Source organism: Spirosoma terrae (assembly GCF_010435915.1).
Classification (GTDB): domain Bacteria; phylum Bacteroidota; class Bacteroidia; order Cytophagales; family Spirosomataceae; genus Spirosoma; species Spirosoma terrae.
In genome coordinates this window covers 172,835-194,930 of record NZ_JAAFZH010000004.1, presented here as the reverse complement: position 1 = coordinate 194,930, position 22,096 = coordinate 172,835, and the positions used below count along the sequence as shown (strand labels likewise).

Sequence of the window (22,096 nt, the reverse complement as noted above, 5' to 3'; positions counted from 1 at the left end):
GAAAACGATGGCTGGAAACAGTAAAAAGAGTGTATGACAACGAGCGAACAATTATTTGAGAAGGCAAAAACGCTGATTCCAGGAGGAGTAAATTCGCCTGTTCGGGCATTTCGGGCCGTTGGCGGTAATCCTATTTTTATCAAGTCGGCTAAAGGGCCGTATCTGTATGACGAAGATGGCCGTCAGTATATCGAATTAATTAACTCCTGGGGGCCTATGATTCTGGGGCACGCCTTTGAACCCGTTGAAAAAGCCGTTCGCGACGCGGTACAATATTCCTTTTCGTTTGGAGCTCCTACCCGGAAAGAAGTCGAAATGGCCGAACTGATTGTCGATATGGTACCATCTGTCGAGAAGGTTCGTATGGTTAATTCAGGAACGGAAGCAACCATGGCCGCGATCCGGGTCGCTCGTGGCTACACGGGCCGCGATAAAATCATAAAGTTCGAAGGATGTTATCATGGGCATGGTGACTCTTTTTTGATTGCCGCCGGAAGTGGTGCCGTAACGATGGGCGTTCCCGACAGCCCTGGCGTAACGAAAGCGACGGCAGCCGATACGCTGACAGCACCGTTCAACGATCTGGCGGCTGTCGAAAAATTATTGATTAATAACCAGAGTCAGGTAGCAGCCATCATTTTGGAACCTGTAGTCGGCAACATGGGTTGCGTCTTGCCAGAGCCTGGTTTTCTGGAAGGCGTACGGTCATTGTGTGATCAATACGGAGCCTTGTTGATCTTCGATGAAGTTATGACAGGCTTCCGGCTCGCGAAAGGTGGCGCTCAGGAACGGTTTGGTATAACACCTGACCTAACCACGATGGGTAAAATTATTGGTGGCGGTATGCCCGTAGGCGCATACGGTGGTCGTGCCGACATAATGAACGTAGTATCTCCGGCGGGGCCGGTTTATCAGGCTGGTACGTTGTCGGGTAACCCTATTGCGATGTCGGCTGGATTAGCGATGCTACGTCATTTGCAGGAGCATCCGGAAGTCTATACCCGTCTGGAAGAGATTGGTACCAAGCTAGTAGACGGATTCCGGGCTGGTTTAGCAAAAACGGGCCTGACGTATACGATCAACCATATTGGGTCGATGTTTACGCTCTTTATGACCGATCGGGCGGTTACTAACTTTTCGGAAGCCAAAACGAGTGATCTGGCCTTGTTTGGCCGCTATTTTCAGGCTATGCTGAAGCGCGGAGTCTATTTAGCACCTTCTCAGTTTGAAAGCCTGTTTTTATCGGTTGCGCTCTCCGATGATCTGGTTAGCCAAATTATTCAGGCTAATGAAGAAAGTTTACAGGAAGCACTAGCCGGAGCATGACCATAAAAGGCATATTATTTGATTTTGATGGGACCTTGGCTGATACGCTTCTGCTTTGTATTCGAGCGTTTCGGTCATCCATCGAACCCCGACTAGGCCGATCGGTAAGTGATGCCGAAATTATTGCTACGTTTGGCCCTTCGGAAGAGGGAACAATAAAAGCAATGATTCCTGATGCGTATGAGGAAGGCGTAGCGGCTTATCTTAGCTACTACGAACAGTTTCACAACGATTATCCCGATCTGTTTCCGGGTATTGAGTCGTTATTGACTGATCTGAAAAGCAAAGATGTAAAGCTGGTACTTGTGACCGGAAAAGGACAGCATAGTGCCGCGCTATCCCTGACGTTTTATAAACTCACTCCGTATTTCAGTGCTTTCGGCTATGGTGACTGGCAACGTAACAGTAAAGCGGCCAACATTAACCGGATTCTGGCTGAATGGAACGTAGTGCCTGACGAGGCTCTCTACGTAGGCGATGCCCCCAGCGATATTGTCGCCTGTCGCGAAGCTGGCGTTCCAATTGCATCGGCAGCCTGGGCCACTACGGCCGACCCCACTGAGTTGGAAGCGCTTCAGCCCGATGCTTTATTTCATTCGGTAGATTCCTTTCGGACCTGGCTATTTAACCACTTGCAATGATATTTTTTTCCATTATCATTCCCGTCTACAATCGGCCAGACGAGCTTCGTGAACTGCTGGGAAGTTTGACGAAACAAACGTACACTAACTTCGAGGTAATCGTTGTGGAAGACGGGTCAGCCGAAAAGGCAGATGGTGTTGTCAGGGATTTTGCCGATCAGCTTACTATCCGTTATTTCTATAAGGAAAATACAGGCCAAGGATTTACCCGAAATGTTGGATTTGAACGGGCAAGCGGGGATTATTTCGTCATCTTCGATTCAGATGCGCTGATTCCCGACCACTATTTTGAGGTTGTATCAGCGCATCTGACCACCAATTGGCTTGATGCTTATGGCGGGCCAGATCGGGCGCATCCTGACTTTACGCCCATTCAGAAGGCTATTAGTTATTCCATGACATCGCCTTTCACGACGGGCGGCATTCGTGGTAATAAGAAAAACCTGGGCGGTACGTATCATCCGCGAAGTTTCAATATGGGACTATCGCGAAACGTTTGGGAGAAAACGAGAGGATACCGATTAAGTCGAATGGGTGAAGATATCGAGTTTGCGATTCGGATCATTGATAGCGGATTTAAGACGGGACTTATTCCTGATGCATTTATCTATCATAAACGCCGAACAAATTTTGGTCAATTTTATCGTCAGCTACGTTTTTTTGGGCGGGCGCGTATAAACATCTCCCGTTACTATCCAAACGAACTGAAACTCGTTCACGCTATTCCGGCCGCCTTTACAGTATACGTGTTCTCCATACCGCTCTGGGCCATTATTAGCCCGGTTCTCTTTGCGTTATCGCTGGGCCTGCTATTCCTCATTGCGATCTTGATTTTTATAGATGCCACCCGCAAAGAGAAAAGTTTACGCATTGGCCTATTAAGTGTACGGGCTGCTTTTACTCAATTAATTGGGTATGGAGTGGGGTTTTTAAGTGAAGGATGGAAACGCTTACGGGAGCCTAAAGATTTCCGGGAAACGGGGGCCAGCATCGAGTATCCATCCTAAGGCACTCAGTAGCGGCCCAAAGGAGAATAAATTACGTTTCTATTAACGAAAGCTGCCCGCTTTACGTTATATTTCTAACCCATTGATTAGTTAATACGGTATTATGGCAAAGCTTGCAAAACCACCAGGTCAGAAGTTAGTAAAGCGTATGAGTACTCGGACAAAAGGGCTTATTGTAGCGCCACTAGGTCTGTTTTTATTCAGCGTTGGCCTGTGTGTGTTTAGCGTAGCGGCAGAAGCGAAGCACAATGGTGCTATGTTTCAACAATGGTTTTTGTGGGGTGTTTATAGCCTAATTCTTATTAACGGAGGCTTGCTATTATTTGGGCAGGCTGTGCGTTACAGAGCACAGCTGGACTATCGTCGATTTGTACGCCGGGAATTGAAGAAGCGTGATCGGGAATGGACCAAGTCTCGCCAAAAACGAAAAACCTCGCCAACAAAAGGCGAGGCTTGATATCGAGTATATAAGTTCTTCGGCTGTCAGGGGGCAATACATAATGCTAACCCAACGGAGGCCGATTGTACTTATTTCTTTTCAGCGAAAGATGCTTTAATAGCGTCTACGTCTACGTTTTTGATGATAGGTTTACGTAGCAGTTGCTTGATAGCAGCGGTCTTGTTGTTAGCAATGGCCCGGTTCCGGCGACCTTTACGTTTCAGTTCAGTAACTCCCATGATTATATCTTGATTAACTTGCTCAGTTCAAATTTTGACGTGCAAAAGTACGGTTTTTTTTGTCAGGATCAACAGATCGCCCCCTTTTTTACGGAATAAATTCGGCCTTGCAGCACATTAATTAGCCGATTTGAGGAAATCAAGCGGATTAATCGACCCGAAAAATAGAGATCTTTGGGGCTTAAATTGAAAATACTGTGGGTCCTGTGCAGCCTGTCTATTAATTTTGCGTCATGCAAAAACCCACATTGCCAAAAGGAACTCGCGATTTTGGGCCGGAGCAAATGCGCAAACGGCTATTCATATTTGATACGATTCGGCAGACATTCCAGCGGTTTGGTTTCCAGCCGCTCGAAACGCCATCGATGGAGAACCTGTCCGTGCTGACTGGTAAATACGGTGAGGAAGGAGACCAACTCCTCTTCAAAATACTTAATTCGGGCGATTTTGCCGCTGGGCTCACCGACGAGGATCTTCAGGCAGGATCTAAAAAACTGACGCCTAAAATTGCGGAGAAAGGTTTACGGTATGATCTGACGGTCCCCTTTGCCCGTTACGTAGTCATGAACCGTGGTACTTTAACCTTACCTTTCAAACGTTACCAGATGCAGCCCGTGTGGCGTGGGGATAGACCTGCAAAAGGACGCTATCGGGAGTTTTATCAGTGCGATGCCGACGTAGTAGGTACTGATTCATTACTGTGTGAGGCCGAAATTGTCTTGATGGTTCATGAGGTTTTTCGAAATCTCGGAGTAATAGATTTTACGCTGAAGATCAATAATCGTAAAATATTGGCGGGTATTGCCGAAGTGATTGGTGTGCCGGGGCAGGAAGGTACCTTAAGCGTAGCCATTGACAAGCTGGATAAAATAGGCAGGGAAAAAGTATTGGATGAATTAAGAGAAAGAGGATTTTCTGACGATTCCATTGCTAACCTTGAGCCCATGTTTAACTTAGCCGGTAAATCCATATCGCAGGTGTTGAGCCAGTTAAAGACGTGGCTTGATTCTTCGGAGACAGCGATTCGGGGCGTATCGGAGCTGGAGCAAACCATTCAACTGGTGGACCAGTACGGATTGGTTGATTCACAGGTTGAGCTAGATCCGACGCTGGCCCGTGGCCTATCCTACTATACGGGCGCCATTTTCGAAGTGAAAGCCAATGGCGTCTCTATTGGTAGTGTAAGCGGAGGAGGCCGATACGATAATCTAACGGGAGCTTTCGGAGTGCCGGGTCTGTCGGGGGTCGGTATCTCGTTTGGTGTCGACCGGATTTATGATGTTATGGACGAGTTGAATCTGTTTCCAGCATCAGCGGGGCAGGGTACACAGGTCTTGGTGGTTCCCTTCGATACCGAGGCACGTTCGGTTGCTTTACCCTTGTTGAATCGACTGCGTAGTGCTGGCCTATCAGCTGAAACATATCCAGATATGGCAAAAATTAAAAAGATGCTTGACTACGCGAATGCTAAAGCGATTCCATACGTAGTACTGATCGGTTCTGAAGAAGTCCAAACCGGAATGCTAACGCTTAAAAATATGGTAACCGGTGAGCAGCAAAAGCTCGATGCGGATACGATCGTGACACGTATCGGCGCCTGATAATAATAGCTTGAACCAATAAAGGCTACTGGACGTTCCAGTAGCCTTTATTGGTGGAAATGATACCTCGATTTGTGAGATGGCGATTTAAATACGCTAACCTACGCTTTGAAAGGGCGTTTGGCGTGACATAAGGTATCATAACAAACTGGCCGTTTATCAATCCAGCAAAGCGATCCTCAACATGTACACCATCAATTTGGCTTATAAGCTACGGAACACTTCATTCAAAATCAATGCAGTTTGCCCCGGCTGGACGCAGACCGATTTTACGGGGTATCAAGGCACCAGTATCGCCCGGCAGGCCGGCCAACGAATAACCAAGTATGCTCTGATTGACCAAGCAACCCCCAGCGGCCAATTTTTTGGTGAAGAGTACTTTCCTGACCCGACCACTTGCCCGTGGTAAGACAAACCAGTCAGGGGTGTATGAATCGGTGACTTCATGCCCATTTTCTTCAAGCTCCCCGATTGGTCGGCCCGGCGATGAAGGGAGCTTTATTGTATATAATAGTCGGCTTAGCCAATTCACACTGTCTTATAAGGCCCTTCCGAATGAGATGAAAGCGATTGCTGGTAAATCCGCTGTTTTAATTAAACGATACGTTGTCTATGTACTAATTCGTTTTTGGTAAAACAACGACAATCGGTCAACTCGATTTTGGAACATAACCCAGACTTTTCCTCCTTTCTTCACCACATTGCTCAGCATGTTTCCCTCACCCAACCAGAGAAGGAACTGTTCGTCTCCATGCTGCGGGTGAAAAGGGTGCAACGTAAACAACTCATTGAGCAACCTGGCTTTATTTCTAGCCACCGCACCTTTATCGTTACGGGGGCTTTTCGAGCGTATTTTGTAAGCCCTGACGGACAAGAACATACCCTTTCATTAGCCATCGATAATGGGATGATTGGTGATCCGGGCAGCTTCCTCTTGCAGGAGCCAGCAACCTTGTTTGTGGAAGCCCTTGAGACGAGTACCATCGTTCAGTGGAGTTATGAGAGTGAACAAATACTACTGGAAAAAATACCCCAGTTTTCAGTGGCCATGATGAGACGAGCCACACAAATTGCTCTGACTATCCAACGACGAGTCATCGCTCAGTTAAGTCTGAGTGCTGAAGAACGCTACGACGAGTTTGTCCAGAATCATCCCTTATTGCTTCACCGAATCCCGCTTTACATCGTTGCCTCGTATCTGGGAATGACCCGTGAATTCCTTTCCAAAATCCGTAAGCAGAAACGTATCTCGAAAAGGTAAATAAACGAATGTGAACTAGTTCACCCTTATTTAGTAATCTAATTCACAAGTCATTTAAAGGTCTTGTCTGAACTTTGCTGCGTTCGCTACTGGCTACGGGCATGGGTATCACAGTAGACCAACTTTTTGGTGCGATTCCCTTAAAGCGGATGGGGACGGCTCAGGAAATGGTCGAAATGGTTGCTTTTTTAGCCTCGGAGCGGGCTTCCTATATTACCGGTCATGACCACTTTGTTACAGGTGGTTTTGGAGATCTGGCTTAATTAACGATTCTATTATTTCTACACAAGTAGTTTGCCATTTAAACGATCGAATCATGAAAAATAAACAGCTAAATGTGATTGTCCGGTTTGAGCTTAAGGCTGGCGAACTTGACACACTAGTCACTCTAATCCAGCAATTTTTCGAACATGAAGTAAGCCACTTTCCAGGGTTTATTTCAGCCAAACTTCATCAAAATGAGGCAGGGACTGTTTTAATTAACTATGCTACCTGGGAGTCTTCCGATAGTTTTCGGAAGTTTGTGATCGAGTTAGCGAGCGTATCCCCCATTGCTAAAAAAATTCAGGCGTTTCAGCCAACACAAGATATGGTTTTCGAAGTCCCCTTGTAGAAGCAAACGTACAAATTAAGAAGGGTTGGACTCTTGTCATAACCCTTCTTTTTTGTTTCTTATACCCTCTCCAAGAGACGTGGGGACTGAAGGATTTTCTACGAAATGACACAACGACGTAGCATACGTATATCAATTATCGCTTCACCTTAGGTTTTTCCAGATTCTCCTTAACTCTGAACGCTACAATTCGTGCGATCAGGTCCAGCGGCATCGGCTGGTTAATCGGAAACTGAACCGATCCTTTGGCCCCTTTATAACCAGACAATTCGTCTTTGAATTCCTCTAGGCCACGAGGGGCTGGGTAAAAGCCGATATGGTTTTTATAAGCGGCAAAATGAACCAAATTCCCGTGTAGTTTGAACGTAGGCATGGCGTAGGAAATAGCTTCCTCTGCTTCAGGAGCCGCTACCTGGATCGTTTTTCTGACTTGTTCCAGTATAGCCTGAACATCGGCGGGAAAGCGGGCAATATAGTCATCTATGCTCTTCGGGGTTTCAGCGGTCATACGTAAACGGGTTTAGGATAGGCAACGAGCTGATGAGGTAACTTATACCTTTTCGGCGGGTTCATCGACAATCCATCGTTGTGCTACGTGGAGTGTGTAATGTAGAAAAGCCCTGGCGGTACGCTCATAAACCTCATGGCCCACAAAATGACCGTTTTCGTCCAGGTTTTTGTCCGTTTCGTGCGATTCGTATAACTTGGGCGACACAATAGAATAGCTGTTTGTAAAACTGATTGTTTTATTGATAACAGTGGTCATGTCTAAGGCTGGCTGTCGTCCACCCCGGCCATTTGAAATACCAACCATCGCAAAAATTTTATCATTAAAAAGGTGCTTGAACGATGGTGTGCCTAATTGATGAATCGTATTGGTAGCCTGAGGAGGGGCGGTCCAGTTGTATTCCGGCATCGCAAAAAGAATCAGGTCGGCCGACTCCCAGGTCTTGATTAATTCCTGTTGAAAAGGGGTAAGCGTATCTGGCTTAACTGAACCCTGCCCAACAAAGGGTATATCGTAGTGTTCGAAATTGACAATTGATACCTCGTGCAGGCCTTCTTCGGCCAGCAGGTGCTGTATATATGTGACGAAGCGCAGTGAATTACTGTTTTTGCGCGACGACGTAGAAATTAAAGCGATTTTCATTGGTTAGGCTGCTCTTTACGTCTGAGAAACCACGGCTGCTATGGTTTAGTTTCTTGATAAAGTTCAATCCGTAACAGCAACGGCTGGCAGTTAATTAGAATCTAGTAGACAAACTATACCTTATCATCATTCCTTATGAACGTTATTACGCTCCTATTTTTGCTCATGGCCAGCTACGTGCATGCGCAGATCCCATCAACGAACGTCAGGCGTGATTCGTTGCCGGTAACACCCGATGCGGGCAATATGCCGAACGTCCGACCTAATAACTCTTTTTACAGAGCCCCCGGCGATCCTGACAACGTGGTCCGTGCTACGTTGGATAACATGCCAATCAAAGTGCCTGATTCATCCACACGATACAGCATACAGCAAATGCCGGGGACGTATCGGAGACAGAATCGACCTGGCTCATCCATTCCCAAAATCACTCCTACGCCTAAATAAATCGGCTATCTGACAATACAACGACAGCGTTAACGAATGGCATCGAGTGCCTGAGCCAGGTCGTTTATTAAATCCTCGGGATGTTCCAGACCAATAGAAAGACGGAGGAGATTCTGTGGCGTTGTCGTGTTCGGGCCTTCAACGCTGGCTCGGTGTTCAATCAAGCTTTCAACGCCCCCCAGACTGGTTGCGCGTGTAAATAGCTTCAATTTGCCAATAAACTGAAGGGCTTCTTCAGCACCGCCTTTTACCTGTACAGATAGCATAGCTCCGGGCGCATTCATCTGCTGATGAATCAGGGCGCGGTCGGGATGGTTGGCTAAACCGGGATAATGAACGGTGTCGATGGCATAATGGCCGTCAAGAAATTCAGCAACGGTCTGGGCGGTGGCCGTTTGGGCTCGCAATCGGACACCCAACGTTTTTATTCCCCGACTAATGAGCCAACAGTCAAACGGAGAAGGTACCGCTCCCGACAAACTTTGCAACGTCCGAATGCGCTTGGCTAGTTCATCATTCTGCCTGAAAATCAGAGCACCGCCCAACACATCGCTGTGGCCGCTCAAATATTTGGTGGTTGAGTGCATCACCACATCACAGTTGAAATCGAAAGGACGTTGGAGGGCAGGGGTAGCCCAGGTGTTGTCACAGACGCAAATGGCCCCAGCATCGTGGGCAATGCTGCTGATGGTTAGTAAATCAGTAATGGCCAGCATTGGGTTGGATGGCGTTTCGCACCAAACGACCCGTGTATTTTCGTGGATCGATTGCTGTACAGCATCAATATCGCTCATATTGACCCGCGTATAGGTGAGGCCCCAGGGATGGAAAACCTGTTCCAGCAAAGCGGGCGTACCATAATACGCATCCGAAGCAAGCACTACGTGGTCGCCGGGACGTAGTGCCTGGAAAAGCGTCATCGTAGCAGCCTGCCCAGATCCAAAAGCCATACCTACGGCTCCACCTTCCAGCGTTGCCAACGCTTTTTCCAATGCTTCACGAGTCGGATTATTTGGTCGTGTATACACGTAATCGGCTGGTAACTCATTGGTTTCGTTACGGGCAAAAGTCGTTGAGAGATGAATCGGCGGAACAACAGCCCCGGTGATTGGATCAATCTGGTGCGTAGCACGAAGGGCAAGGGTATCGAAATGAGCCATAGTCGTAGGGTAAATAACCTGTCTTCCTGAAAGAAGGCTTGGATGACAGGATTATCAATTGAACCATTTATTGGTTGCAATCATTCCGAACGGCTATGATTCACGCTCGATAACGTAGTGCCTAATCGCTACTCACTCTTTAATACGTTCGCTGGATTACGTCGGGCCACTTTCACTGTTTGTGAAGCTATCAGCAGGAAGGCTATCAGCATAACGATCAAAACTCCCGTGGTTAAGTCGTTGATGCTGATTGGTTTATGATAAACAAATTTGGAAAGAATAATCCGATCAAATAGGAGATAGGTAGCGGGTAGTGCTATCAACGTAGCAATAGCTAACAGAGCCAGAAAACCTCGGCTCAGCAGGTACACTAATTTAAATTCACTGGCTCCTAACACTTTACGAATACTGATTTCCTTTAGCCTGGTTTCGGCAGTGAAAACAACCATACCAAATAGTCCCATAGAAGCAATAACAATAGCCAGAAACGTAATGAAACCGATAATCTGGGTAATTACCATGAATTGACGATACGCTTCTTCAATCTGATCGTCGTAGAACTTAGCGTCCAGCGGATGTATTTTGTCGATCTTTCGCCACGCCTGGTCAATGCTGGCAAGCGTTGCTGGTACGTCGGTAGACGTAATGCTGACATTCAGATAACCACCCGACTCACCCGTGACGTAGCGGAGAGCCATCGGTTCAATTTTATTCTCCATCGTACCGTAATGAAAATCTTTAAGCACCCCTATAATCCGCAGCTTCTGTTTATCCATTGTGATCTGTTCGCCAATGGCTTTATGCGGGTCACGTCCGGCAATGGCAAAACGTTTTAGAACCTGCTCGTTTACGATTACTTCACTCTCTGCATCCTTTTTGGGAATGACTGTAAAATTGCCCCCGGCAAGAAATGTATGTTTGTGGATTGGTATATAATTTTTGTCGACATAATTCAGCCAGACGAGCGACGAATCCTGAGCGTCTTTATACTTCATAGACGTACCAACCAGACTGCCAAGACTGGTAACAATGCTTGATTTTGAGATCTTGTTAACGGCTGGTAACGGTTGTAATTCGTTGATCAGCAGGTCGCCGTTATTGCCCTGTAAATTGATGTTGAGAATGTTTTCAGTCGAAAATCCCAGATCAAAGCTGAGAAAGCTCTTATACTGCCGATAGCCGATGATGGTGGACGTAATAAACACGAGCGAGACAGTGTACTGAAGCACAATCAACGATTTTCGAAGGTTGATATGCCGGAATAATTGAATCGATGAAGTCGCTTTCAGGACCTGAATGGCCTTTATCTTCGAGAAGAATAAAGCGGGTAAAAAACCGGCAACAATGCCGACCGATACCGCAAGGAGCAGAAAATAGACGAATAGCCGAGGAGAAAGTTCAAGCTGGGCGATGTCATTGAGTTGCGGAGCTAACGCCAGAAACTGATGCCGAAGGAAGAAAAAAAGTAAACTGGAGAATGCCAGCGCAAGGAGGGCTATGATAACAGACTCCATCACAAACTGGCCCAATACGTGTCCTTTCAGAGCGCCAACAATTTTCCGTATGCCAACCTCCCGCGTACGACGTAGCGAACGGGCAATTGACAGATTGGTATAATTAAAACAGGCCGACAGAATAATAACAAAAGCCAAACCAGCTACTATCCAGATCACCAGGCTCGGTACGTTTGCACCGAATTCGTTTGCGTATCGCTTATCCAACGTAATAGCGCTCAATGGCTGGAGTGAAAGGGTAATTTTCCGGTTTTTCAGTTTCTGGTTTTCGGTGGCACTGAGTCGGTCGAGAGTCTTCTGGATGGTTTGTAGATTCCGATTTTCGGGAATAGTCAGATAGACGAAATTACCGTAAATACCTGCCCAGTCCATCCGTTCCCGATCGACAGCGGTACGTGCCTCTCCGAGAGAGGTTAACGACATCAGTGCTTCAAACTTCAGGTGCGAGAGTTTGGGAATATCTTTCATGATACCCGTAACGGTATAAGCTACTGTATCGAACTGCACCGATTTACCCAGTGCATCAGTGGTCCCAAATAATTTGTTCGCAGTTTTCTCGGTGAGAATCAGCGAATAAGGCTCACGCAGAGCGGTTGATGAATCACCGGCTAGTAGTGGGAACGTAAAGACGTTAAAGAATGACTTATCGGCCCATAAGGCTTTTATAGGAATGATAGTTTCATCATTTACTTTGGCATCGCCGGAAAATTCACGTTGAATGATGGTTATATCCTCTACGCCAGGAATCGCTTCCCGGATCATAAGTCCCGCTTTGTGGGAGGTGGTAGCCAGCTCCATTGTAGGTCTACCCGTAGCGTCGTCTTTGGTCAGAATGCGATAAATTGTAGCTCTTTTTTTATGGAAATAGTCGTAGGAGCGTAGATCGGAAACAAAGGCTATCACCAGCAAACCGATTGACATACTGACCGACAGGCCGATGATATTGATCACCGAAAACAATTTATTACGTATCAGACTACGCCTTGAAGTTTTAAAATAGCTATCTATCATGATCCAGTGAATGAGAAGATTAATGAAATCGGGCTTGCGAATGGTATAGGTTCTAAAAAACTTCAAGACGTCAATGATATAAATCAGGCGAGCCCGAGTAGGGCCTTTTGCGGTCAGGTTCCGCTCGAAATACTCGTTTAGATCGCCTTGCAAATCCTCCAGCAAATCGGGCCGACAATACCAGCGTAGCAGGCGTTGTGCCCAACACGGTGGTTCTATGGGGGGCTTTGGCGCTTTCATATCGACCCTTCCAGATTAAATCCAGGAATAATACGCCAGAGCGATTCGCGGACATCTTTTGCTTTAACAAGGGCTACTTTGCCGGCGTGAGTTACTTCATAGAAGCGCTTTCGTTTTCCTCCACGTGTGCTGGTAGCTTCGCCCAGGCTACTTGTAACGAGTCCTTTTTCTTCCAGACGATTCAGAACCGCATGCACGACTCCCAGTTTGGCCGTTCGTCCCGTGTGCTTCTCCAATTCGTCACATATGGCAACGCTATAGGCTTCATTGAGCAGTGCAGCAATGGTAAGCAACACTAATTCTTCAAATTCACCCAGGTTCGTCCCCTTCATAAGCTGGTATTGTTTGAGTTAACTCTGTAAATGTATGTAAAATATATTCATTAATGCATGATTTGTATGTAAAATCAGTAGTAACCTGACTATTACCCGAAAACAGGTGTATGAATCAGATCGGACTTGCTATAGTTGCAAAGCATCCTGGAATTATACTACCTTTACAAAAATCGTATGCAAGCATACTGTTATTATGGCTGAGACCTATCAATCCTTATTATTGAGCCAAAAAGAGGGGGTAATGACCGTTACGTTGCTGGGTCCAGGGAAGGGCAACGCTATGGGACCCGAGTTTTGGGACGAACTTCCGAAAGCGATGGATGCAATCAATCGCATGCCTGAGGTTCGGTGTCTTGTTTTCCGCGGAAGTGGTGACCATTTCAGCTACGGCCTGAACATTCCCCAGATGATGCCTAAGCTGGCCACCATGACTACGGGCACGGTGGTGGCTCATCAGCGGGCCGACCTGATGGCTCAGATCCGGTATATGCAATCTGGTTTCCAGAAAATGCATGAATCTCCTAAACCGGTTATTGCAGCCGTGCATGGCTGGTGTATTGGAGGTGGGGTGAATATGATTGCGGCTGCAGATATTCGACTGTGCTCCCGTGACGCAACATTTAGTCTGCGTGAAGCCAGACTTGCTATTACGCCCGATATTGGTGGTTTGCAGTTTCTGCCGCCCATCATTGGTCAGGGGTTTACTCGTGAAATGGCGTTTACGGGAGCCGATTACGACGCGGCTTTCGCCGAACGTATTGGACTGGTCAATCACGTCTATGATACGCCGGAGCAGTTATTTGAGGCTGCCCAGAGTCTGGCGCAGCAGATTGCCCGTAATCCAGCCACGGCGGTTCAGGGAGCCAAGCGTGTACTGAACTATAGCCTGAACAAGTCCATTGAAGATGGCCTCCAATACGTAGCCGTCTGGAATTCATCGCAGCTTCAGTCCGACGATTTTAGTGAGGCTATGCAGGCCACAATGGAAAAGCGGCAGGCCGAATTTAACAAGAAGATAAACCGAGGGTATTAAGAGTATGAATACATCAGGAATGCTCCGGGATGGAGCCATGCGCGGGAAAACCATTATTGTTACCGGTGGTGGTACTGGTCTTGGTAAATCAATCACGCGCTATTTGTTGCAGTTAGGTGCGAACGTAACGATTTGTAGTCGCCGTCAGGCCGTGCTTGACGAAACCGCTCGGGAGTTGATGAGCGAGCCCGACCGCCCAGCCGATGCTGGAGAGGTGCTGGCCATTCAGTGCGATGTACGAAATCCGGCTGAGATAGAACAAGTCATTAGCCAGACAATTGAGAAATTTGGTAAAATCGATGGCTTGCTCAACAATTCAGCGGGAAATTTTATCAGTCCAACCGAGCGCTTATCCTACAAAGCCTTTGATACAATTGTCGATATTGTCCTGCGCGGTACGTATTACTTTACGCTGGCCGTGGGTAAATACTGGATCGAGAACAGTATTCCGGGCGTTGTGTTAAATATATCCACTACGTATGCCAGCACTGGGTCTGGCTACGTAGTACCATCGGCGGTAGCCAAGGGTGGGGCACTGATCATGACCAAATCATTAGCGGCTGAGTGGGGTAAATATGGGATTCGGCTCAACGCTATTGCGCCAGGGCCATTTCCGACAAAAGGGGCCTGGGATCGTCTGTTTCCTGAACCATTGGCCAGCGTAATGGACCCAACAAAACGTATTCCGCTCAAACGGGTTGGCGAACACGGCGAACTCGCCAATCTGGCGGCTTATCTCCTCTCAGATTATTCAGGCTTTATTACGGGCGAAACCGTGACCATTGATGGGGGAGAAGTGTTGGCAGCTGGCGAGTTCAATCACTTGGAGCAAGTAAGCTCAGAGCAATGGGATATGATCGAACAAAGTATAAAGCAGGCTAATCGGGCCAGCAAAAAAGAAGGTCAGTAATGCCTGGCTGTCTGCGTCCGGGTAAAACTAAACTCATAGATCACCCGGACGTGGACGTCCAGGCTACAGTTGTTTCTCATAGGCCAGGAATCGCAAGCCCGGCCGGAACCCGAGCGTAATCTCACCGGCTAATTGATAGCCCAGTTTGGGAAATAGTTTCTGAGTTACCTGATTTTCTGAGTTCGTATCGATGCGAAGGGAAGCTACGTTACGTTCCAGAGCCAGTTTTTCTGCCTGATTAAGTAAGGCTGCTGCTATGCCCTGACCTCTAAAAGCAGGATCGACGGCGAGACGGTGCGTCACCACGGCCCGTTGAAAAATATCAAAGCCAACTTGCGCATATTCGGGTTCCTGATCTTCCGTCAAGGCGGCTACCCCTGCCAGTTGACCATCAATATCGGCTACCCACAATTGAGCCTTGTCAATATCCTGACCGAAAACAGTTTCATTTGGATACGTATCATCCCACTGAAAGTTGCCCGCTTCGCGCATCAGAGGGACAACTACTTTAACAAGTTTCATCAGATTAGGTAAATCGGAACGCGTAGCGGGTCGAATGGTCATTTTGGTCAATTCTTAAAATAATTGTCAGAAGATATTATTTACCTTCCTTCAGCATTTCAACGACGAGGGATAACTCATTGACAGTAGCTTCCGGATCGCCGGAGTAGCCAATTTGGCGGTAACGAACGCGACCTTTAGGATCGATCACTACTTTAGTAGGAATACCCTGCACTTTATAGGCTCGTGAAACTCGTTGATTGCCATCCAGAGGAACCGTGAATGGGTAGGTGTGCTTGCTCATGAAGTTATGCACGCGTTGCACAGGTCCTCCTTCCCGCGTGTTAACAAACAGAAACTGAACATTAGGGTCGCTTTGAAACCGCATTTGGGCTTGCTGCATCGCCGGAAACGAAGCGATACACGGACCACACCAGGTTGCCCAGAAATCCAAAACAATCACTTTCCCTTTTAATGAAGCCGACGAAATGGTACGTCCTTTTAAGTCGGTCATCGAAAAAGCGGGCGCGGGTTCATTGATCAGAATCTGCTGAAGCTCATCGCGCTGGTCGGCTCGTATATCGGCCTCAAGATCGGCGATATAGGCATCAGCCTTTGCCAGTGTATTACCTGGTTGTTTGGCGTACCAGTCACGGAGAACGGTTTTCAGCCGGGGAGTTGCTTTCCCGATCTGGACGGCCTCCTCAATCACAGGTCTTGCATCGGTGGCATGATTTGCCTGTAGAGCACACAGGAAATAGCGTTCATTGGTGCGTGGATCACTATTGTCAATATCGTCGGGCTGAATAACGGTCTGATAGGCCGTGTAGGCTTCGGCGTATTTGCCCTGTTGTTCCAGCGACCGGGCATACGTATTCATCAATTGACGTTGCCGATTTTGTTTTTCGGTTTCCCAGTTTCCCGTTACGTTAGCTGGTTTAGCCTGTGTTTTTAAAATTGACAAAGCCCGCGTTATCAATTGTTCGGATTCCGGTAATGACCGGCGCTCATCGGCTAGTTGAAAAGCCATGCTATTCAACATCATTACGTCGGTATGGGACACTGGCTGTTGCTCCACAAAGGTTACCAGTCCCTTAATATCGTTGTTTTTGAAATAACCGTCGGTCATCATAACTGTCAGCGCTGGCAGATACGTTGAATTCGGAAATTCTTTCTGATAAGCCAGATAGGCTGTCTTCTTACGTTCCCAGTTTGTTTCGTTCCGCACGGCCGTTGCCCGATCTTTCAGTACCATCGACCCGGCGGGGTCCAGCGTTTTCATCTGCTCACGCAATGCATTGGCTTTGGGAAAGTCTCCCATACTTTCGTATAGCTGCGACGCTGCTGTTAAGTCAGCTGTGGTTGGCGCCGGACGGGATGCCAGATACGTCTCGATACCCAGCTTAACCTTCGGGCCATAACCGGGTTTTTTCTGCTTGATTTGAGACGCCAGATAATCGGACCAGTACATCGGATATAGAGCCGGATTCTGCTGAAGTTCCTGGTTGTACAGCAGAACAACACGATCCGGGTCAGGACGACTGCCTAACTCATACATAAAATGGCTTCGCGAAAAAACGGATGATTGACCTGCAATGGCATGGGGCAGCGCATCGCCATTGGCATCGTAGATGGGAATAGCGTAGAGTTGACCTTTGTTCAGATCGATTCGCTTGGGTTGTTTGCTATTCCGAAACGCGAGCATGATACCCGACGCATTTTTCAACGGAACATATAACTGGCCCACAAACGTAGCGCTCTGCCGAACAACAGTGGCCGTGGTTGGCCGACTCAGGTGAATGTTATTGGGAGCGCCGTAATACACATAACGTCCCTCAACGGTGCTGTCGGCCGATAAGGGAGTTCCCTGGGGTGTATACGTAAAGGAAACAGTTTGTCCGACCTGCGGCTTTTCGGGAGCGAACCTGAATTGGGCCGTAGCAGATACGTGTGTTACCAGGGCAACAAGCAAACAGTATGGGTTGAGTTTCATAACGGAGAAAAGGAGTTCATTATACCGTAACAGGTTCTTCTTCTTTTACGGGCTTCGATATAACCCAGAGCCCTACAAATGTAAACAAGCCGTTGAGTAGCAATCGCTCAAAGCCGAACTGATAACCGTTAAACCAGGCTACTGAATGCTCACTAACAATATACGTTAAAATGGGCGAAGCAATACAAATGAACGGTACCACCCGATCCGCAACTGGACGTTTGTTGAAAATACCAAAGGCATACAACCCTAATAATGGACCATAGGTATAACCGGCAATATCGAATACGGCCGTAATTACTTCTTTACTATTCAGTTGTCTAAAAATGATAATTACAACGTAGAAAAGTAGTGAAAAGCCAATGTGAACAATGTGCTTGATACGTGATCGCTCGGCTTCGGGGCGTTTCTCTACGTTCATAAAATCGATACAAAAAGAGGTAGTTAACGCGGTCAAGGCAGAGTCGGCACTGGCATACGTAGCCGCCGTAATACCCAGTAGGAACGTAATACCGACCACCAAACCCAGGTGGTTTAACGCCAGCATTGGATACAGATCGTCGGTACGGGCCGGAATCGCAATACCTTCTTTTTGCGCAAACTGATAGAGCAGAACGCCCAGACTGAGAAACAGAAAGTTGACAATAACCAGTGTACAGGTGAACCAGAACATATTTTTCTGGGCTTCGCCGATATTCTTACAGGTCAGATTCTTCTGCATTAAATCCTGATCCAGCCCCGTCATAACAATAGCGATGAAAGCGCCGGAAATAAACTGCTTGAAGAAATTCTTGGCATCGTTTCCTTCCCAGAAGAAAATCTGCGACATAGGGCTATTATCGATGGTTTTTACCATATCACTAAATGACAGATTCAATTCCTTAGCAATCAGAATGATGGTTAGAATAACGGCTGTAATCAGAAATAAGGTTTGGAGCGTGTCGGTGACGATGATGGTTTTAACGCCCCCTTTAAATGTGTAAATCCAGATAAGGCCAATGGTGATCAACACCGAGATCTCGAAAGGAACACCAAGCGGCTCAAAAAGAGCAATTTGTAGAACGCCAGCGGCTACATAAAGCCTGACCGCCGATCCAACTGTGCGGGATAGCAGAAAAAAACCGGCACCAGCTTTATAGGACCAGAAACCGAATCGTTTTTCCAGATACCCGTAAATGGAAATCAGATTTAACCGGTAATAGAGTGGCATCAGAACCGAGCCAATAACGAAGTAGCCGACGATATAACCCAGAACTACCTGAAAGTACGAAAAACCAATTTTCCCGACAGCACCCGGCACCGAAATAAAGGTTACGCCCGAGAGCGATGTGCCGATCATGCCAAAGGCAACTAACCACCAGGGCGACTGTCGGTTAGCGGTAAAAAACGTATTCGTGTCGGCCCCTCTGGCGGTGTAAAAAGAGACGGCAATCAACATCCCAAAATAAGCAATCAGAATGACCAGCGCAACGGTAGTATTCATGCGGAATGAGGCAACTTTTTGGGCAAAAATGGGGTTCTCTAAAAGCAAGCCAATGGCTTTTAAAAGAGGCCATTTTATCGTAAATTTGCTAAATAAATACCATTTTAGCTCCCATGCAACCTTTTGAAGAAATCGACTGGTCAACCTCGGTAGATGTACTTGATGAAGTCGTTGAAACCGACGTCCACAACCTCGTAGTCTTCAATGACGATGTTAATACGTTCGATCACGTCATTGATACGTTGATTGATGTATGTAAACACACGCCCGAGCAGGCTGAGCAATGTACCTTACTAATCCATTATAAGGGGAAATGTACTGTTAAGAATGGATCGTGGGAAGAGCTTGTTCCATTGCGTAATGAAATCTGCCGCCGGGGTATATCTGCCGAAGTACTGAATTAATTTTGAATGATTGAATGCTAGAATGACTGAATAACAGAAAAAGCCTATTTAGACATTCAATAAGTCAATCATTCGGTCATTCTATCTTTCAACGAACTTGGAGTATCCATCCAAACTTATAGAAGACGCTGTCAACGAGGTGTCGAAACTGCCGGGAATTGGAAAGAAAACAGCCCTGCGACTGGTTTTACATCTGTTGAAGCGCGACGAAGAACAGACTGAATCGCTGGCACATAGCCTGAAGACAATGCGCACTCAGGTTAAATACTGCCAGAAATGCCACAACCTGTCGGATCATGATATTTGTTCGATCTGTTCCAGCAATAAACGGGATCAGTCGCTAATCTGTGTAGTGGAAGACACGCGCGATGTACTGGCCATTGAGAATACCGCCCAATATAAAGGACTCTATCATGTTTTAGGTGGTATTATTTCTCCCGTTGAGGGTATTGGCCCGAGTGATTTACAGATAGACTCTCTTATTGCTCGTCTTCGGGGTGCTGAAGGAGAGCAGGTACGAGAAATCATCCTGGCCATCAGTCCAACTATGGAAGGAGATACAACCGCCTTCTATCTGCAAAAAAAGTTGAAGCCTTTTAATCTTAAAATTTCGACCATAGCGCGGGGCATTCCGATTGGGGGCGATCTTGAATACGCCGATGAGGTAACGCTCGGACGTAGTATTTTAAGCCGAATCGCTTATGACTAATATAGAAGCACCGCTAGTCGGTGCTTTTTTTGTGAGATTGATGAGGGAAAGCAGACGTAGCACGCTCTAATTCAGTACAGTTTTTTCATTAGTAAAACCCTAGAAGCCAGATTTTAGGTGAAATATTTTATTCTTTGCGTTTATAGCCTTAGGTTCGCCTGAACATCCGTCATTGTAGCGGGTTGTATTGCAAAACGTTATAAATATCTCTACAAACCAACATTCGCATGAATCGTTCTGAGTTTTTGAAATTGGCCTTCGGGGCCTCGGCCGGTTTAATCGCTTTCCGCTCATTTGGACTTACTCCCGCACAGGCCGAAGGACCATTCAAGCTAGATCCACTGCCTTTCGATGCGGCCGCTCTGGAACCTCACATTGATAAAGAAACGATGGAGATTCACCACGGTAAACACCATAAAGCATACGTAGACAATCTGAACAAAGCAGTAGCGGGTACCGATATGGCTAAGTACAACAATGGTACGCTGGCCGATTTAGTGAAAGGCATCAGTGCCAGTACGCCAGCTGCGGTACGTAACAATGCGGGTGGTCACTGGAATCATACCTTCTTCTGGAATATTCTTGGGCCTAAAGCGGGTGGCGCACCAAAAGGAGCGCTGGCCGATGCAATTACTAAGAAATTCGGTTCGTTCGATAATTTTAAAGCCGAGTTCGCCAAGGCTGCAGCAGGGCGTTTTGGCTCGGGCTGGGTATGGTTGATTAAAAATGGCAATGACATCGAGATCACATCGACACCGAACCAGGATAACCCGTTAATGGCGCTGGCCGAGAAAAAAGGTACGCCAATCCTGGGCCTCGATGTTTGGGAGCATGCGTATTACCTAAAATATCAAAACCGTCGTCCCGAGTACGTAACAGCTGTCTGGAACGTATTTGACTGGAACAAAATCGGAAAGAATTTCGCGAGCTAATTCCTACTGCGATTCGGTTAGTGGTTTGTCTTTTTACTACGTATTAAGGCAAACCACTAGCCATTTTTATTGCCCAGTTTCTACGGCTACTTTGGGCTAACAAGCGGTTACTGGACAGATTTGGTAAACTTTTGTATTTTTGCGGAAACACGTCATCGTATGTCATCACAAGATTTATACGACCAAATTCCCTCACTCGATTTAGCTGATTTTACGTCAGGCGATCCTGATCGTAAAGCTCAATTTGTGCAGGATTTAGGTCAGGCATTTAATCAGATTGGCTTTGTAGCTATTCGTAATCATGGTCTTACGGATGAATTAACCAAACGACTTTATGAATCGGCTCAAACCTTCTTTTCTGCTCCTGATGAAATAAAAAAGAAATATGAGCGTCAGGACTTAAATGGTCAGCGAGGTTACGTTGGTAAAGGAAAAGAAACGGCCAAAGGGTTTAAAGTTGCCGATCTGAAAGAGTTTTATCATATCGGTCAGCCAGAGCCAGAAGGGACTATGCCGGCAAACGTATTGCCCGACGAATACCCAGAGTTCAGCGAAGCAACGTTAGATGCCTATATAACATTAGAGAATACGGGTAAACAATTGTTAAGAGCCATTGCTCTTTATCTGGACTTACCCGAAACCTATTTTGATGATAAGGTTAAAAATGGAGACAGCATTTTGCGGGCACTCCATTATTTCCCTCTTGATCCGGAGAAAACGCCGGAAGGTGCCGTACGGGCGGCTGCACACGGCGATATCAACCTCATTACGTTGTTAATGGGCGCGTCGGCCGATGGGCTGGAAGTATTACGTCGTGATGGGAAATGGATTGGTATTACGGCCCTTCCGGATCAAATTGTGGTGAACGTAGGCGACATGCTTGATCGGTTGACCAATCACAAGCTAAAATCGACGATCCATCAGGTAGTTAATCCGCCCCGTGAGAAAATGAATCAATCCCGATATTCGATTCCTTTTTTCATGCACCCCAGAGCAGATATGGACCTGACCAGTCTTAATAGCTGCATCGATGAGAAACACCCTAAGTTGTATGAAGATATGACAGCGGGCGAATTTCTGAATGAACGATTGATTGAACTAGGTTTGAAAAAAGCTTAGTCGCAAGTTTGTTCTAACGCATTGATTA

25 protein-coding genes are annotated in these 22,096 nt (G+C 46.8%); 15 read left to right on the top strand and 10 right to left on the bottom strand.

All coding sequences use genetic code 11. The features are described 5' to 3' along the window. The first annotated feature begins 33 nt into the window (after nt 1-33). The 4 genes from hemL to GK108_RS11230 all read left to right on the top strand — a co-directional run bounded on the left by hemL (nt 34) and on the right by GK108_RS11230 (nt 3,431). A complete protein-coding gene (hemL, locus tag GK108_RS11245) occupies nt 34-1,326 on the top strand; it encodes a glutamate-1-semialdehyde 2,1-aminomutase (RefSeq protein WP_163947488.1) in 1,293 nt (430 codons plus the stop codon). After that, nucleotides 1,323-1,967, top strand: a complete 645-nt coding sequence (locus GK108_RS11240; RefSeq protein WP_163947485.1) for an HAD family hydrolase — start codon at nt 1,323-1,325, stop codon at nt 1,965-1,967. The genes hemL and GK108_RS11240 overlap by 4 nt, the downstream gene beginning before the upstream one ends. Beyond that, a complete protein-coding gene (locus GK108_RS11235) occupies nt 1,967-2,974 on the top strand; it encodes a glycosyltransferase (protein ID WP_163948579.1) in 1,008 nt (335 codons plus the stop codon). The genes GK108_RS11240 and GK108_RS11235 overlap by 1 nt, the downstream gene beginning before the upstream one ends. Nucleotides 2,975-3,077: 103 nt before the next feature. Further along, nucleotides 3,078-3,431 (top strand): hypothetical protein, encoded by a 354-nt coding sequence (locus GK108_RS11230; RefSeq protein WP_163947482.1) that lies wholly within the window; start codon nt 3,078-3,080, stop codon nt 3,429-3,431. A gap of 71 nt (nt 3,432-3,502) precedes the next feature. Here GK108_RS11230 and GK108_RS31075 read toward each other — a convergent pair whose 3' ends face one another. Next, nucleotides 3,503-3,652: a hypothetical protein gene (locus tag GK108_RS31075; protein WP_170305393.1), complete on the bottom strand. Its 150-nt coding sequence runs from the start codon at nt 3,650-3,652 to the stop codon at nt 3,503-3,505. A 233-nt stretch (nt 3,653-3,885) separates the two neighbouring features. Here GK108_RS31075 and hisS point away from each other — a divergent pair, with 233 nt between their 5' ends. Continuing rightward, nucleotides 3,886-5,253 (top strand): histidine--tRNA ligase, encoded by a 1,368-nt coding sequence (gene hisS, locus GK108_RS11225; protein ID WP_163947479.1) that lies wholly within the window; start codon nt 3,886-3,888, stop codon nt 5,251-5,253. Nucleotides 5,254-5,476: 223 nt separating this feature from the next. On the opposite strand, the gene GK108_RS31540 is transcribed toward hisS, so the two are convergent. Continuing rightward, nucleotides 5,477-5,785: a hypothetical protein gene (locus GK108_RS31540; protein ID WP_394366277.1), complete on the bottom strand. Its 309-nt coding sequence runs from the start codon at nt 5,783-5,785 to the stop codon at nt 5,477-5,479. Between the two features lie 129 nt (nt 5,786-5,914). On the opposite strand from GK108_RS31540, the gene GK108_RS11215 reads away from it, so the two are divergent. From GK108_RS11215 to GK108_RS11205, 3 genes are all read left to right on the top strand, one after another. Continuing rightward, nucleotides 5,915-6,514, top strand: coding sequence for a Crp/Fnr family transcriptional regulator (locus tag GK108_RS11215; protein ID WP_163947473.1), 600 nt, complete (start codon nt 5,915-5,917; stop codon nt 6,512-6,514). 74 nt (nt 6,515-6,588) lie between these two features. Next, nucleotides 6,589-6,777 (top strand): SDR family oxidoreductase, encoded by a 189-nt coding sequence (locus tag GK108_RS11210; RefSeq protein ID WP_246224828.1) that lies wholly within the window; start codon nt 6,589-6,591, stop codon nt 6,775-6,777. Between the two features lie 53 nt (nt 6,778-6,830). Next, nucleotides 6,831-7,127, top strand: coding sequence for an antibiotic biosynthesis monooxygenase family protein (locus GK108_RS11205; RefSeq protein WP_163947470.1), 297 nt, complete (start codon nt 6,831-6,833; stop codon nt 7,125-7,127). A 136-nt stretch (nt 7,128-7,263) separates the two neighbouring features. Here the strand turns inward: GK108_RS11205 and GK108_RS11200 are convergent, their stop codons facing one another. Both GK108_RS11200 and GK108_RS11195 read right to left on the bottom strand, forming a co-directional pair. After that, the gene (locus GK108_RS11200; protein ID WP_163947467.1) at nt 7,264-7,635 is read right to left on the bottom strand and encodes an iron chaperone; all 372 of its coding nucleotides are present in this window, start codon (nt 7,633-7,635) and stop codon (nt 7,264-7,266) included. A 42-nt stretch (nt 7,636-7,677) separates the two neighbouring features. After that, nucleotides 7,678-8,277: an NAD(P)H-dependent oxidoreductase gene (locus GK108_RS11195; RefSeq protein WP_163947463.1), complete on the bottom strand. Its 600-nt coding sequence runs from the start codon at nt 8,275-8,277 to the stop codon at nt 7,678-7,680. Nucleotides 8,278-8,412: 135 nt separating this feature from the next. On the opposite strand from GK108_RS11195, the gene GK108_RS11190 reads away from it, so the two are divergent. Beyond that, nucleotides 8,413-8,724 (top strand): hypothetical protein, encoded by a 312-nt coding sequence (locus GK108_RS11190; protein ID WP_163947459.1) that lies wholly within the window; start codon nt 8,413-8,415, stop codon nt 8,722-8,724. A 29-nt stretch (nt 8,725-8,753) separates the two neighbouring features. On the opposite strand, the gene GK108_RS11185 is transcribed toward GK108_RS11190, so the two are convergent. The 3 genes from GK108_RS11185 to GK108_RS11175 form a co-directional block, all read right to left on the bottom strand. Beyond that, a complete protein-coding gene (locus tag GK108_RS11185) occupies nt 8,754-9,884 on the bottom strand; it encodes a trans-sulfuration enzyme family protein (protein ID WP_163947456.1) in 1,131 nt (376 codons plus the stop codon). 128 nt (nt 9,885-10,012) lie between these two features. Next, nucleotides 10,013-12,649: an ABC transporter permease gene (locus tag GK108_RS11180; RefSeq protein ID WP_246224821.1), complete on the bottom strand. Its 2,637-nt coding sequence runs from the start codon at nt 12,647-12,649 to the stop codon at nt 10,013-10,015. Beyond that, nucleotides 12,646-12,981, bottom strand: a complete 336-nt coding sequence (locus tag GK108_RS11175) for a PadR family transcriptional regulator (protein WP_163947452.1) — start codon at nt 12,979-12,981, stop codon at nt 12,646-12,648. The genes GK108_RS11180 and GK108_RS11175 overlap by 4 nt, the downstream gene beginning before the upstream one ends. Before the next feature lie 196 nt (nt 12,982-13,177). Here GK108_RS11175 and GK108_RS11170 point away from each other — a divergent pair, with 196 nt between their 5' ends. Beyond that, entirely contained in the window at nt 13,178-14,017 is an 840-nt protein-coding gene (locus GK108_RS11170) for a crotonase/enoyl-CoA hydratase family protein (protein WP_163947449.1), read from the top strand. A 4-nt stretch (nt 14,018-14,021) separates the two neighbouring features. Further along, a complete protein-coding gene (locus tag GK108_RS11165; protein WP_246224819.1) occupies nt 14,022-14,927 on the top strand; it encodes an SDR family oxidoreductase in 906 nt (301 codons plus the stop codon). A gap of 63 nt (nt 14,928-14,990) precedes the next feature. Here the strand turns inward: GK108_RS11165 and GK108_RS11160 are convergent, their stop codons facing one another. The 3 genes from GK108_RS11160 to GK108_RS11150 are packed head-to-tail and all read right to left on the bottom strand — an operon-like array spanning nt 14,991 to nt 18,904. Then, the gene (locus GK108_RS11160; RefSeq protein ID WP_163947446.1) at nt 14,991-15,491 is read right to left on the bottom strand and encodes a GNAT family N-acetyltransferase; all 501 of its coding nucleotides are present in this window, start codon (nt 15,489-15,491) and stop codon (nt 14,991-14,993) included. A 34-nt stretch (nt 15,492-15,525) separates the two neighbouring features. Further along, nucleotides 15,526-17,421, bottom strand: coding sequence for a TlpA disulfide reductase family protein (locus tag GK108_RS11155; RefSeq protein ID WP_163947443.1), 1,896 nt, complete (start codon nt 17,419-17,421; stop codon nt 15,526-15,528). A gap of 19 nt (nt 17,422-17,440) precedes the next feature. Further along, a complete protein-coding gene (locus GK108_RS11150) occupies nt 17,441-18,904 on the bottom strand; it encodes a sodium:solute symporter (protein WP_163947440.1) in 1,464 nt (487 codons plus the stop codon). Between the two features lie 113 nt (nt 18,905-19,017). Here GK108_RS11150 and GK108_RS11145 point away from each other — a divergent pair, with 113 nt between their 5' ends. The 4 genes from GK108_RS11145 (at nt 19,018) to GK108_RS11130 (ending at nt 22,068) form a co-directional block, all read left to right on the top strand. After that, nucleotides 19,018-19,308, top strand: coding sequence for an ATP-dependent Clp protease adaptor ClpS (locus GK108_RS11145; protein WP_163947436.1), 291 nt, complete (start codon nt 19,018-19,020; stop codon nt 19,306-19,308). Between the two features lie 97 nt (nt 19,309-19,405). Continuing rightward, on the top strand, nt 19,406-20,017 hold the full coding sequence (gene recR, locus GK108_RS11140; protein WP_163947433.1) for a recombination mediator RecR: 612 nt from the start codon (nt 19,406-19,408) through the stop codon (nt 20,015-20,017). A 227-nt stretch (nt 20,018-20,244) separates the two neighbouring features. Then, nucleotides 20,245-20,949, top strand: coding sequence for a superoxide dismutase (locus GK108_RS11135; RefSeq protein ID WP_163947430.1), 705 nt, complete (start codon nt 20,245-20,247; stop codon nt 20,947-20,949). A 159-nt stretch (nt 20,950-21,108) separates the two neighbouring features. Further along, nucleotides 21,109-22,068: an isopenicillin N synthase family dioxygenase gene (locus GK108_RS11130; protein ID WP_163947427.1), complete on the top strand. Its 960-nt coding sequence runs from the start codon at nt 21,109-21,111 to the stop codon at nt 22,066-22,068. Nucleotides 22,069-22,096 lie beyond the last annotated feature (28 nt).